Origin of the sequence: Sphingorhabdus sp. M41, assembly GCF_001586275.1 — a bacterium.
GTDB lineage: Bacteria > Pseudomonadota > Alphaproteobacteria > Sphingomonadales > Sphingomonadaceae > Parasphingorhabdus.
The window spans coordinates 907,179-920,637 of sequence record NZ_CP014545.1; the positions used below are offsets into that span (position 1 = coordinate 907,179).

General features: G+C 57.0%; 13 protein-coding genes. 6 read left to right on the forward strand and 7 right to left on the reverse strand.

The window, feature by feature from the left end; genetic code table 11:
• Window positions 1–9: 9 nt before the first annotated feature.
• From AZE99_RS04385 to AZE99_RS04410, 6 genes are all read right to left on the reverse strand, one after another.
• The gene (locus tag AZE99_RS04385; RefSeq protein WP_067198380.1) at window positions 10–801 is read right to left on the reverse strand and encodes an SDR family NAD(P)-dependent oxidoreductase; all 792 of its coding nucleotides are present in this window, start codon (window positions 799–801) and stop codon (window positions 10–12) included.
• A gap of 1 nt (window position 802) precedes the next feature.
• A complete protein-coding gene (locus tag AZE99_RS04390; RefSeq protein ID WP_067198382.1) occupies window positions 803–1,864 on the reverse strand; it encodes a phosphotransferase family protein in 1,062 nt (353 codons plus the stop codon).
• Window positions 1,865–1,880: 16 nt separating this feature from the next.
• Entirely contained in the window at window positions 1,881–2,966 is a 1,086-nt protein-coding gene (locus AZE99_RS04395) for a Zn-dependent alcohol dehydrogenase (protein ID WP_197460249.1), read from the reverse strand.
• A gap of 9 nt (window positions 2,967–2,975) precedes the next feature.
• Window positions 2,976–4,277 (reverse strand): acyl-CoA dehydrogenase family protein, encoded by a 1,302-nt coding sequence (locus AZE99_RS04400; RefSeq protein WP_067198385.1) that lies wholly within the window; start codon window positions 4,275–4,277, stop codon window positions 2,976–2,978.
• A 104-nt stretch (window positions 4,278–4,381) separates the two neighbouring features.
• On the reverse strand, window positions 4,382–5,806 hold the full coding sequence (locus AZE99_RS04405; protein WP_231862723.1) for an MFS transporter: 1,425 nt from the start codon (window positions 5,804–5,806) through the stop codon (window positions 4,382–4,384).
• A gap of 2 nt (window positions 5,807–5,808) precedes the next feature.
• Window positions 5,809–6,645 (reverse strand): SDR family NAD(P)-dependent oxidoreductase, encoded by an 837-nt coding sequence (locus AZE99_RS04410; RefSeq protein WP_067198389.1) that lies wholly within the window; start codon window positions 6,643–6,645, stop codon window positions 5,809–5,811.
• A 231-nt stretch (window positions 6,646–6,876) separates the two neighbouring features.
• On the opposite strand from AZE99_RS04410, the gene AZE99_RS04415 reads away from it, so the two are divergent.
• From AZE99_RS04415 to AZE99_RS04435, 5 genes are all read left to right on the forward strand, one after another.
• A complete protein-coding gene (locus tag AZE99_RS04415; RefSeq protein ID WP_067198391.1) occupies window positions 6,877–8,070 on the forward strand; it encodes an acyl-CoA dehydrogenase family protein in 1,194 nt (397 codons plus the stop codon).
• Between the two features lie 81 nt (window positions 8,071–8,151).
• Window positions 8,152–9,288 (forward strand): acyl-CoA dehydrogenase family protein, encoded by a 1,137-nt coding sequence (locus AZE99_RS04420; protein ID WP_067198392.1) that lies wholly within the window; start codon window positions 8,152–8,154, stop codon window positions 9,286–9,288.
• A gap of 12 nt (window positions 9,289–9,300) precedes the next feature.
• Window positions 9,301–10,092: an SDR family oxidoreductase gene (locus tag AZE99_RS04425; RefSeq protein WP_067198394.1), complete on the forward strand. Its 792-nt coding sequence runs from the start codon at window positions 9,301–9,303 to the stop codon at window positions 10,090–10,092.
• Between the two features lie 71 nt (window positions 10,093–10,163).
• Window positions 10,164–10,694, forward strand: coding sequence for a hypothetical protein (locus AZE99_RS04430; RefSeq protein ID WP_067198396.1), 531 nt, complete (start codon window positions 10,164–10,166; stop codon window positions 10,692–10,694).
• Window positions 10,695–10,804: 110 nt separating this feature from the next.
• Complete coding sequence (locus tag AZE99_RS04435; protein WP_197460250.1) at window positions 10,805–11,485, forward strand: DUF4197 domain-containing protein; 681 nt, start codon at window positions 10,805–10,807, stop codon at window positions 11,483–11,485.
• 2 nt (window positions 11,486–11,487) lie between these two features.
• On the opposite strand, the gene AZE99_RS04440 is transcribed toward AZE99_RS04435, so the two are convergent.
• Window positions 11,488–11,796, reverse strand: a complete 309-nt coding sequence (locus AZE99_RS04440; protein ID WP_067198399.1) for a hypothetical protein — start codon at window positions 11,794–11,796, stop codon at window positions 11,488–11,490.
• A gap of 727 nt (window positions 11,797–12,523) precedes the next feature.
• Between AZE99_RS04440 and AZE99_RS04450 the strand changes: the two genes are divergently transcribed.
• On the forward strand, window positions 12,524–13,420 hold the full coding sequence (locus tag AZE99_RS04450) for an SDR family oxidoreductase (protein ID WP_067198402.1): 897 nt from the start codon (window positions 12,524–12,526) through the stop codon (window positions 13,418–13,420).
• Window positions 13,421–13,459 lie beyond the last annotated feature (39 nt).

Consider the following 13,459-nt stretch of genomic DNA (forward strand, 5'->3'; position numbering starts at 1 on the left):
CCCGGCCGATTAAACCGCTGTCCGGCCAAATTCCTGACGAGTGACCGGGTGCGATGCGCTGAGGCCCCCGTCAACGGCAATGGCCTGGCCATTGACATAGGATGAGCGGTTAGAGGCCAAGAACAGCGCTACTTCCGCCATTTCCATGGGGGAAGCACCGCGGCGCAACGGATTGAGATAGCCGAGCCGGTCTTCCTTGCCCTTTTCCCGGGCCTTGTCGTAGATGAACTGGGTCATGCCGGTTTCGGTGATACCGGGACAGATGGCGTTGCAGCGGACATTGGATGTCGCGAACTGCTGCGATGCGACTTTTACCAGATTGATCACGCCCGCCTTGGACGCCGAATAGGCTGGTCCACCGGCGCCAGACCGGATGCCGGCGACGCTGGCGGTGCAGATGATGGAGCCGCCGTGCTTGCTTTCGGCGATCACTTTGCCGGCATATTTGCAGGCGAGAAACGGCCCGATCAGATTGACGCGGAGCACTTCCTGCCATTCGGCGACGCTGCTGTCGAAAATTCCCTCGAACCCGCCACCGATTCCGGCATTGGCAAAGAAGACGTGCAGGTCGCCAAAGCGTTGCTCGGCGGCTTCCACCAGCATTTCGACATCGCCTTCCGATCCGGCATCGGCCTTGATTGCGATGATATTGCCTTCGGAGCCCTTGGCGGTGTCCTCGACCGCGTCGGTGACATCGCTGGCGATGACCTTCGCGCCATGTTCGGCAAAGAGCAGGGCAGAGGCCCGTCCGATGCCGCTACCGGCACCCGTGATGATCGCAACTTTGCCTTTGAGGTCCATCTTATGCTCCTGCGCGTTTGGCGGCTTCCCATCCGGCTTGTGCCAAGGGTGTCACCCGGTCCGACATTTCGGCCGCGGCGGCGCTATTGGCGGTGCCATCGGCGACCCGCTTCTGAATGCCCTGCAGAATAGCAGCAATCCGGAACAAATTATAGGCCAGATACCAGTCCATCGGCGGCAGCTCGGACATGCCCGATTTTTCGCAATAGCGGGCAATGGCTTCCTCGCGTGAAGGGATGCCAAGTGCGGCGAGGTCGACGCCCTTCAATCCACTGCGGCCCTCCGGCTCCATCTCATAGGCCATCAGCCAGTAAGCGAAGTCCGCGATAGGATCGCCGAGGGTCGAGAGTTCCCAGTCAAGAACCGCGATGACCTTGGGTTCGTCATGGGCAAAAATCATGTTGTCGAGCCGGTAGTCGCCATGGACGATGCCAAAGCTTTTCTGTTCCGGGATGGTTTTGGTCAGCCACTCGATGAGCCTGTCCATCTCGGGAATTTCCTGCAGCTCGGACAGCCGATATTGCTGCGTCCAGCGGGAAATCTGGCGCTCGCAATAATTGCCGGGCTTGCCGTGCTTTTCCAGTCCCAGCTCGGCCGGATCATAGCTGTGCAGCAGGGCCAATGTGTCGATCATCTCGAAATAGATGGCCTTGCGCTCTTCCGGATTGCTGTCGGGTAATGTGCCGTCCCAGAATGTCCGTCCGTCGGCCATGCCCATGATGTAGAACATCGTTCCGATCACGCTGTCGTCTTCGCACAGGCCATAGGGCTTGGCGACCGGGAAGCCGGCAGGATAGAGGCCGGCAATCACGCGAAACTCGCGATCAACCGCGTGGGCCGAGGGCAGGAGCTTGCCCTTCGGTTTCTTGCGCAAGACATAGGAAGTCGTCGGTGTATCGAGCTTGTAAGTCGGATTGGATTGTCCGCCCTTGAACTTGGTCAGGGTAAGCGGCCCGGTGAAGCCTTCTACATTGGCCTCCATCCAGCGCGCCAGACTTGCTTCGTCGAGTCTGTCCTTTTCCGGCACTTCCATCGTGCCGGTCATATCGTCCTGTGGATTCATGGAAGTCCCTCTTCCTTTAGCTGAAGACAATCACGGACCGGGCCGCGTCACCTTTTTTCATTTTCTCAAAACCGTCATTGATCTGCTCAAGCGGAATTGTCTCGGCGACAATACTGTCCAAATCGAGCATTCCGCGCAGATAAAAGTCGACCAGCCGCGGGATATCAACCGGGAAGCGGTTTGCCCCCATCAGTACGCCCTGCAATTTTTTGCCGGAGAGCAGATCCATCGCGCTGAGACCGACCTTGTGGTCGAGCGGCATCATGCCGAGAATGGTTGCTGTGCCGCCGCGTTTCAGCGAGCCGACCGCAAGTTCGCCCGACGCCGGACGACCGACCGCTTCGATCGCATGATCGACGCCGCCCTTGGTCATTTCGACAATCTGTCCGGCTGCATCGTCGGCCATCGCGTCGACCACATCGGTGGCCCCCAGCTTGATCGCCAGATCGCGCTTTTCCTTGATCGGATCGGCGGCGATGATCCGTCCGGCACCGGCGATCTTCGCTGCGTTGATGGTGGCGAGGCCAACCCCGCCGCAGCCGACGACGGCTACGGTTTCGCCCGGTGTTACCTTGCAGGCGTTGAAGATCGTACCCGCTCCGGTGGTCACTGCGCAGCCGATCACGGCGGCGCGATCCAGCGGCATCTCGGGATCGATCCGCACGCAGGCATGTTCGTGGATCAGCATCTGCTCGGCAAAGGCCGAGAGATTGAGCATCTGTCCCACCATCGTCCCGTCTGGCCGGGTGATCCGCGGCGCTTCATCTTCACCGCGCCGCGTGTCTGCGCCGAGGCACAGGGACATCCGGCCGGACACGCAAAATTCGCAATGCCCGCAATAGGCCGACAGGCAGGACACCACCGCATCGCCGACGGCGACGGTGCGAACTTCGCTGCCAATCGCCTCGACAATGCCCGCAGCCTCATGCCCCGGAATGGCGGGCAGGGGATGCGAATAGGTCCCGTCGATAAAATGCAGATCCGAATGGCAAAGCCCGCAGGCTGCCGTCCGGATCAGCACTTCATGCGGTCCCGGTTTGGAGATGACGACGTCTTCGATGACGAGCGGTTTGCCCGCTTCGACCAATACTGCTGCCTTCATTATCTGCTCCTAGCGAGTGACGGCGAGATCACCTGATGAAAAATCTTCCTTCATCTTGCTGCCGTCGGCGGTTTCGGCATATTTGCCATATTCCATCTTGGCGATCGTGCGATTGTGGACTTCGTCCGGACCATCGGCGAGCCGCAGGGTCCGTTGATGCGCATAAGCGCTGGCAAGGCCATAATCGTTGGATACGCCACCGCCGCCATGGGCCTGGATCGCATCATCAATGATCTTCAGCGCCATATTCGGAGCCTGGACCTTGATCATGGCGATTTCCGCCTTGGCATATTTGTTGCCGACCTTGTCCATCATGTCCGCCGCTTTCAGGCAGAGCAGACGGCTCATGTCGATATCGATCCGGGCACGGGCAACCCGCTCGTCCCAGACGCTATGTTCGGAGATGCGCTTGCCGAAAGCGATACGCGATTGCAGACGCTTGACCATTTTCTCGAGCGCTTCTTCAGCGACGCCAATGGTGCGCATGCAGTGATGGATACGACCGGGTCCGAGGCGACCCTGGGCAATTTCAAAGCCACGCCCTTCGCCAAGGATGACGTTCGCCGCAGGAACGCGGACGTCCTTCATCTCGACTTCCATATGGCCATGCGGTGCATCGTCATAGCCGAAGACCGGCAGGTGACGGATGACTTTAACGCCGGGCGCGTCGGTGGGCATGAGAACCTGGGACTGCTGCGTATAGCGGCTGCCCTCGAAGGTGGTCTTGCCCATGACGATCGCGATTTTGCAGCGCGGATCGCCGAGGCCGGATGACCACCATTTGCGGCCGTTAATGACATATTCGTCGCCATCGCGGACGATTGCGGTTTCGATATTGGTTGCATCGGAGGAGGCAACGGCTGGCTCGGTCATCAGGAAGGCAGAGCGGATTTCACCGTTCATCAACGGACGCAGATATTGCTCTTTCTGTTCCAATGTTCCGTAACGGTGGAACACCTCCATATTGCCGGTATCGGGAGCCGAGCAGTTGAACACTTCGGAAGAAAAGCCAACGCGGCCCATTTCTTCGGCGCAAAGCGCATATTCGAGGTTGGTGAGGCCGGGGCCTTCAAATTCGAACACATCGTCGACATGGGTCAGATTGGGATTGGACGGCGGCATGAACAGGTTCCAGATGCCGGCTTCCTTGGCCTTCTTCTTCTCTTCCTCGACCACTTGCAGAACTTTCCAGCGTTCGCCGGTTGATTCTTCCTCGTGGAAGTCAGCCATGCGGGGACGGAGGTGAGTCTCGATATGGTCGCGCACCCGGTTGCGCCAATATTCCTGCTTTTCAGTGAGATCAAAATCCATGCCCTAGTCCTTTTCTTTTTTAACTATGCGATTAACTTATCAGAGGCGGTCTGGCTTTGCCACCGCGAAAACGACTAGCCAGAAGAGTTTTTATTCTGCTGCCGTCATTTCACCTTCGGCATTGCCGCGGCGAGCTTCGATATGCGCTCGCCATGGTCCTGCTCACTCAGTGGAAATAAAGTGTAGGCCCATGCGCCGGCAAATCCAATCACGGTCACCATCGCAACGAAAATCAGCGCCAGATTGTCGACAATCGCCGGATCCACAGTTCCGGGCACCGCCTGAGAGGGCAACTGGATGAAGGAAATGATCAGCCCGGAAAGCAGGATACCCATGCCGCCGACCATTTTCTGCATGAACCACATGCCGGAAGAGAACAGCCCTTCGGTGCGTTTGCCGACTTCAAATGCATAGGCATCGGTGACATCCGCCATCATCGACATTGTCAGGATCATGGCAGAGATGCTGGCGCCAATTCCGATGACGAGAAAGGTGAACAGGACGGGTATCAGATAGGGTGAGCCGGGTTCGGCAAAAAGCCCGGCCATGCGCAGCCAGTAAGGCGCAGTGCCCACGATCACGGCGAACAGCGTCAATAATGCTGCTCCTTTGGGTTTCCCGGTCCGCTTGGAAATCGGAGTGACTATCAGAAATGCCATTATGACCCCGATAAACAGGACGGCGGAATAGAGTGTCATTTCCGCAGAACCGAATTCCCAGACGTGAGTGAGCAAATAAGGCGTCATCGAGAACAACAGGCCCTGATTGGTAAATGCGAAAACGCCCGCAAACATCAGCAACAGAAAGGGCGTGAAACGAAATGCCGACAGCATTTCCGAAAAGCCTTCGGCGCTTTTCGGCGGGCTGTTTTCGGCTTTATAGCGACCGACCATCCTGCCATGTGTGCTGACAGCCGAGACCAGAACGGAAACAGCCATGATGCAGGCACCGACGATGGCGAATGTGGAATAGCCATCGACGTTGAGCAGTCCGACCGGATATTCCTCGCTTGGTACAAGCAGGATGCCATAAGCGAGAACCATGATCCCCAGTCCGCTCGCCCAGCCGAACAGGGTGCGAAAGCGCAAGGTGCTGGTGCGGTCGTGATAATCCCGGCTGAGTTCGGGAAGCAGCGCAAGCGAGGGAACCTCGTAAGCGGACAAAGTGATCCGGACCAGCATTGCCATCGTCAGAAGATAGAAGAATTGCAGCGTGGCGCTTGTTTCGGGAGGATGCCACAATAGCAGCCATGCGATCGCGATCGGCAGGGCCGCTCCGTATAGCCACGGGTGGCGACGCCCGATCGGGGTTCTGGTCCGGTCCGTCATCTGGCCGATCAGGGGATCGATGAACGCATCGACGAACAGCGCAATGGCAATCGCCAGACTGACGACATCGGCGCGCATGCCGACAACCTGGTTATAATAATAGAGCAGGAAAACGGAAAAACCGTTATCCTTGATCCCATATGCTGAGGCGCCGAAGCCGTATAATATCTTGATTTTAAGCGGCAGCTTGTCCGAAGTCACCGTCAACGCAGATGCTCCGGCAGGATCGCATCCAGCATGCCCGGTATTTCGGGGTTCCAGCTGCCTTCGGTGCCGACGAGCATGCCCCCATCGACCAGCAAATGGGTGCCGGTGACGAAGCCTGCTGCATCCGACGCCAGATAGGCTGCTGCCTCGGCAATGTCATTGGGTACGCCTGGACGGGCAACCGGCTGGACACTGGCTGCGGCCTGACCCAGAACCGTATTTATCGCTTGCGCCTCTTCCTTGTTGGCGCCGACGGTCGCGGCGAAAATATTGGTCTGGATGAACCCCGGGCAGATCGCATTCACCCGGATTTTATATCGGGCAAGCTCGGCAGCAGCGACTTTGGTCAGATGCAATACGCCGGCCTTGGCGGTGGAATAGGCAATCGGTCCATAGCCGGCCTGAAACGCGCAGATGGAAGCGGTATTGACGATCGCTCCGCCGCCGCGTTGCTTGAGATGCGGCGCCGCGTGGCGGATGCCCATGGCGACAGATTTGAGCAGCAAGGCCATGGCAAAATCCCAGTCATCACCACTGATCTCGTCGATCGGAGCGCGCGGCCCACCGGCACCTGCATTGTTGAACACAATGTCGATGCCCCCGGTCTGCTCCGCGGCATAGTCCATCAGAGCCTTGATCTCGGCTTCCCGGGTGACATCACATTTCTTGAACAGAAAATTTTCACCAAGTGCGGATAGCATCGCGGTGCCTTCCGCTTCGTCGATATCGCCCATGACGACGGTGGCGCCCTCGCGCAGGAAAAGCTCGACACTGCCGCGTCCAATTCCCGATGATCCGCCGGTTATGACGGCGGTCTTGCCCTTAAATCGCATCCTCTTGCGCTCCCTTTTTTCTTGTCATTAAAGCGGTGATACCTTGCAGCGTCAATCACTTGTGCTGGCCAAGCTCGTTTCCGTTACGGAATTCGAAAGACTGGTCGGTCGTGGTAGAATTTTGCGTCCAATTCTCCGATTATTTTTGACTTCAGGCCAAGGGAATCGTTGAATCAATCGACGCAATTATGATAGTCCAACTTTAATTAATCAATTAAAAGGAAATTCGTGATGTCCGATCTGGAAACCTTCCGCGCGGAGACCGCTGCCTGGCTCGAGGCCAATTGCCCGCCAGAGATGCGTGAACCGATGACAGGCGAAGACGATGCCGTCTGGGGCGGACGCAATGCGACGTTCAAGCCGGGGCAGAAAGAATGGCTGAATATCATGGCCGCCAAGGGCTGGACAGTACCCGACTGGCCGAAAGAATATGGTGGCGGTGGACTGTCACGGGCCGAAGCAAAAATTCTCGGTCAGGAAATGGCGCGGCTCAGATGCCGTTCGCCATTATCGAGCTTTGGAATCTGGATGCTCGGCCCCGCGCTGCTGCATTTCGGCACCGAAGCGCAGAAGAAGCATTTCCTGCCGCCGATCGCACGTGGTGAAATCCGGTGGTGCCAAGGCTATTCCGAACCGGGGTCCGGTTCCGATCTGGCTTCGCTGCAAACCAGCGCCGTCGACAAGGGCGATCATTTCGTCATCAACGGTCAGAAAATCTGGACCAGCTATGCTGACAAGGCCGACTGGATCTTCTGTCTCACCCGGACCGACAAGAATGAAAAGCACAAGGGCATTTCGTTCATGCTGTTCGACATGACTAACGAAGGCGTGACGACCAAGCCGATCGTCCTGATTTCCGGTCAGTCGGCTTTCTGCGAGACATTCTTCGATGATGTCAAAGTGCCAAAGGAATATGGCGAGGGCGTTTCCTCGGTCGTCTATGAAGTGAACAAGGGCTGGGACGTTGCCAAATATCTGCTGGGCCACGAGCGCAGCATGATTTCCGGCGGCGGTTCGGAAGGCGCGACGTCGCTTGGCGCCAAATTTGCCGACCAGGTTGGACGTGATGCAATGGGTCGTCTTGACGATCCAATGCTACGCGCGCAAATGGCGGAAATGGATATTGAAGTCCTGGCTTTCCGTGCCATGGCGGAACGCTTTGGCGATACGTTCAAGGCAGGCCTCTGCCACCCCGCTCAGCCCAATATGATGAAATATGCCGGCACCGAAATCAACAAGCGCCGCCACGAGCTGATCATGTCGGCCGGCGGCAGCGAAGTGCTGGAATGGGAAAGCGACGCGACCAATGGCGGGATGACCGCCCGCAGCTGGCTGCGGACCAAGGCGAACAGCATCGAGGGCGGCACCAGCGAAGTGATGCTGAACGTCATATCCAAGCAGATATTGCGACTGCCCGGCGCCTGACAGGTCATATCCCATTGCCATGATGGCGGGACCGGCTCGTGCCCGACCCCGCCGCGCACAATTTCAGACAAGGACTAGAACATGCCGCTTTATTTGAACGACGACCAGCAGATGCTCCACGACAGTGCAGCCGAATTCATGAAGGGCGAGGCGCCCGTAGCACATCTTCGCGAATTTCGGGACAAGCAATGCAAGGACGGTTTCTCCCACGCCTTGTGGAAGCAATTCGCGGAAATGGGTTTTACCGGCATATTGATTGGCGAAGAGGAAGGCGGCCTCGGGCTCGGTCATGTCGAAGCGGGCGTGGTGCTTGAGGAAATCGGTCGCAATCTTACGCCTTCACCCTTTCTGACCACGGCGGTAGCGGGCGTGGAAGCGCTCAACGCGGGCGGCAAGGCTTTGCGTGACAAATATTTCCCCGGCATCATTGCCGGTGAGACAGTGCTTGCGCTGGCGATTGACGAAGGCACGAAACATCGTCCGGACCAGATCAGCATGGCCGCGACCCGTGAAGGCAATGGGTTCAAGCTGGACGGCAAGAAGCAATTTGTCGTGCAGGGTGGTTCGGCCGATATGCTGATCGTGGCCGCGCGGACCAGTGGGTCGGCGGGTGATGAGAAGGGGCTCACTCTTTTTGCTGTCGACACCAATGCGCCAGGCGTGTCGCGAGACAGTGCCCGGCTGGTCGACAGCGCTGTAGCCGCCCATGTGCAGTTTGACGGCGTGACGGTCGATGCCGATGCGGTAATCGGCGAGGTTGACGACGGCGATACGGTTCTGCGACGCTTGCTGAACGCTGGTCGCTCCGGTGCCGCTGCCGAAACACTCGGCGTGGGCGCTGGCTCCATGGATATCACCGTCGACTATATCAAAGGCCGCAAGCAGTTTGGCGAATTGATCGGTTCGTTTCAGGCGCTCCAGCATCGCATTTCCCATCTCTACAGTGAGATGGAAATCGCCCGGGCAACGGTATTGAAAGCGCAGCAAATGCTCGACGAAGGTTCTTCCAAGGCGGAACTGATGGTGTCGGTAGCGAAGGCCAAGGCCGGCAAGGCAACCGCGCTGTCGGTCAAGGAAGGCGTCCAGATGCACGGCGGCGTCGGCATGACCGACGAATATGATATCGGCCTCTATATGAAGCGTGATCGCGCGCTGCAGGAATTCATGGGTGATGTGAATTATCACACCAATCTCGTTGCGGAAATGCACGGCTATTAAAGGGACTTACTGATGGATTTTAACAAACTTTTCTCGCTCGAAGGCCGTGTCGCCCTCGTCACTGGTGGCCAGCGCGGTATTGGCGCAATGATCACCGAAGGATTTCTGGCACAGGGTGCCAAAGTCTATATTTCCGGCCGCAAGGCAGATCAGGGCGAAGCCGCTGCTGCCGAATTTGGCGAAAATTGCACCTATATCCAGGGCGATATTTCGACCTATGAAGGCTGTAAGGCCCTGGCTGCGGAAATCGCGTCGCGCGAAGAGAAGCTCGACATATTGGTCAACAACGCCGGTGTCGCCTGGGGCGCGGAATATGTCGATTTCCCCGAATCCGGCTGGGACAAGGTCATGGATACCAATGTGAAAGGCCTGTTCTTCCTGACCCAGGCGCTGCACCCGCAATTGAAAGCGGCTGCGAGCATGGAACGTCCGGCCAAGGTCATCAACATTGCGTCGATCGATGGCTTGAAAGTCAATCCTTGGGAAACCTACAGCTATCAGGCTTCGAAGGCAGCGGTCATTCACCTGACCCGCAAAATGGCTTCCAAGCTGGTGCAGGAAGATATCATCATGACCGGAATCGCGCCCGGCGCCTTTGCCTCGTCGATGAACAAGGCTGCTCGCGATCATGAAGACGCGGTTGAAAAGGGCATACCGGCGAAACGCATCGGTCGGCCGGAGGACATGGCATCTGCAGCGGTATTTCTGGCCAGTTCCGCTGGTGACTATGTCGTGGGTTCGACGCTTCCGGTCGATGGCGGCGTGGTCAATGCACCCGGACCCGGAACGTCGATCGACGCCTGATTCCATCGCCGAGCTTGACGAAATATACTCCAGACTGTATTAATATAGCAATACAGTCTGGAGGAATCGACATGTCCACGAAATATCTGATTTTACTGGCCGCGCTGCCGCTGCCCCTGTCGGCTTGCAGCAAGGTTGAAGATGGCTCGGATGACGGATCCGGAATGTCGATCGACTTTAGCGACGACAGCAAGTCCGATGCCGAAAAGATTAAAATCGGTGGCGGCGGGGAAGACAGCAAATTCTCGATCAAGGCTGATGGCTTTTCGATGGAAGTCGACTTGCCTTCGATCACGCTCGACAGCGACGATTTCGACATGAACGATGTCGACCTCTATCCCGGGAGCCGGGTGACCAGCTTTGATATTCAGGACAAGAGTGAGCAGGGCGGCAAGGTCAAGATCAGCTTCAAGGCACCGGTGGGCGTTGATAAGCTGGCGGATTGGTATGAAACCCAGCTGAAGGCCAATGATTTTGAAGTTGCGCGGGACGGAAGCAATCTGTCCGGAAAAACCGAAGAAGGCGATCCCTTTTCGCTGACACTGACGGAAGTGTCCGGCGATCAAAGCAAAGGCGTGCTGGAGTTTTCCGAACGAGAATAGTCTCTGCAATAGCTGCGATTTGCACGATTTTACCGGCATCGCTCGCGCCGTTCAGACGCAAGGCATGGAAATATGCTATGACTTCCTGAAACATATCAGGAGAAATGCTCATGCCTTGCCGGAAAACCTCTAGCAGATTGATCGCCGCCATCGCCCTCACAACGGCTCCGCTGGCGCTTGTATCGCTCATGACGACACCGGCTTTTGCGCAAACTTCTGGCGTGAAGGGCATTTTGGGCGATGCATCCGACAATGCGCTCGACAAGCTTTCCGAACCCGGTGCCTTTTATGCTGACAAGGCTGTGCGGATATTGCTGCCTGGCCCATTGCAGAAGGCGACCAGCATCTTGCGTTTTACCAGCAAGGCAGGTCTGACCAAGGATATCACCAAAACGCTCAATGATGCAGCCGGCAAGGCCGCTCTTGAAGCCAAGCCGGTGTTTCGCTCGGCGATTGATGGTCTGACGCTGCAAGATGGAGTCGGTATCGTAACCGGCGGCGAGGCGGCCGGTTCCGAATATCTCCGGCGTACTTCTGGGGAAGAGCTGGCGCTCAAGGTTCGTCCGCTGGTCGAAAAAGCCCTTGGCGACCTGGGTGCTTACGAGCAGGTTGAGAAGCTTGGATCGGTTTCCTCGCTGGGCGGGGCAGATATTTCGCGTGATGGCCTGACCGACAGCGTCACAGAACAGGCTATGGATGGCATATTTGCCTATATCGGCAAGGAGGAAGCGAACTTCCGTCGCAACCCGCTCGACAAAGGCAAAAATCTGCTAAAGGAAATTTTCCAATAGTCTCATAATGATAGGGCGTATTTAGCCCGGGAAAAGTGAATTTTCAGTTGCATATCATGCAACACGTCGAGCTGCGTTCTCAATTGAAACCTACTTCCTATGCGACCATCTGCAGCCTGTAAGTTACGCAGGAAAAGAGATGTGTGATCGGCGTTGGAATAAGGAACAAATCCATGAGAACGCTTTTCAATATTATCGCCGCCCTTTCCGTTAGCAGCATCCTGCTGTTCACAACGGTTCAGGTCTAAGGCAAAAGTTACAATCCCGGCAGCCTCCTCCTCCTCCTGATCGAGGCGCCGGGATTGGTCCAAAGGTTCGGCTCTTCCACCATCCATCCCATCGGAAGGGTCGGACCAGCGGACAAAAATTTAAAAACTCCCCATCTATTTGAAACACACCGTTTATCCACCGCTTCGGCAGGAGTTTTCCACCGATAAGTAGATAGCCTGTGGATAACTTGCCATTTTCGACTTGGAGCGACTCGATATCAGGGAGCATATATAAGTCATCGGAAGGCAATCGGACGAACCAGCGACCAGTCAGCAATGACCCGCAGGACAGCCCGGGAACCGGAAGATGATCGAAATGACCAGTTTGTTTTTCGCAAGAAAAGGAAAAGGATCTTTCGATCGATGATCGGAGAAAGTCCGAAAAGGGAAGGCGCAAGCCCGAACGGATCAGACGGACGAAGACCATCGGGTGACTGGATCACATTCGGGTTGGAAACCGAAGCGAAGAAGCGCAAGCGGACACGTGGAAAACAGCCAACCATTAACGGATTTGAACCGGAAGCCGGACGCCGAACAAGCGGCCACCGGAATCGCAAGAGGAAGGTAGTCCCAACAGAGGCGCAGCGGGAGCTTATCTTCGGATAAGCTCCCGTTTTTTTTGGATCAGGGCTTTCACCCTGCTGTGACATGATTGCGCAGACAAGGCCTGTCCCAAATATCACCTTCCCCGTTGCGTCATTACTGCTAGTTTGAATGTGCCGACTCATGCAGCATGAGCGGCACAACGAGAAAAACAGGACAGGATGATATGGATACCAGCAAACTCATGTTCCGCGATGGTCTGATGCAGGGCGAACGCATATTGGTGACCGGCGGCGGCACCGGTCTGGGCAAGGAAATGGCGGAAGGCCTGCTCAAGCTCGGGGCGGAGGTCCATATCTGCGGACGACGCGGCGAAGTATGTCAGGCGACGGCCGAGGAACTGGTGGCAAAACATGGCGGCAAGGTCGTGCCCCATCCCTGCGACATTCGCAGCGCAGAAATGATCAGCGAGATGAATGATATCATCTGGCAGCAGCATGGTCCGCTCACCGGGCTGATCAACAATGCGGCCGGCAATTTCATTTCCCGTACCGAGGATCTGTCGATCCGCGGCTTTGATGCCATTGCCAATATCGTCTTCCGCGGCACATTCTATATGACTCACGATATCGGCAAGCGCTGGATCGAGGGCAGAACTCGCGGCAATGTTGTTTCAATCCTCACCACCTGGGTCTGGAATGGCAGCGCTTTCACCGTGCCCAGCGCGATGTCCAAGGCCGGAATCAATGTGATGACCCAGAGCCTGGCCGTTGAATGGGCGCGTTACAATATCCGCCTGAACGCCATTGCGCCGGGCCTGTTCCCGACCGAAGGCATGTCAGCGCGCCTGAACCCGACCGGCAGCGACGATGACCGCAAACGCAGCGGCGCTCCGATGAACCGGCCCGGCGAAATGCACGAGCTTGCCAATCTCGCTGCTTTCCTGCTCGGTCCCGGTGTCGAATATCTCACTGGTCAGACCATCGCTATCGATGGCGGCAGCTATCTTGCGGGCGGCGGTAATTTTTCCCAGTTGCTTGGCTGGGGTGACGATGAATGGAGCGCTGCAAAAGACGCGATTCAGGGCCAGAACCAGAAAGACCGGGCCAAACGGACGGTTTAAGATCGGTGCGCTGGTCGCTGCCGCGCGGACGGCAGGGCG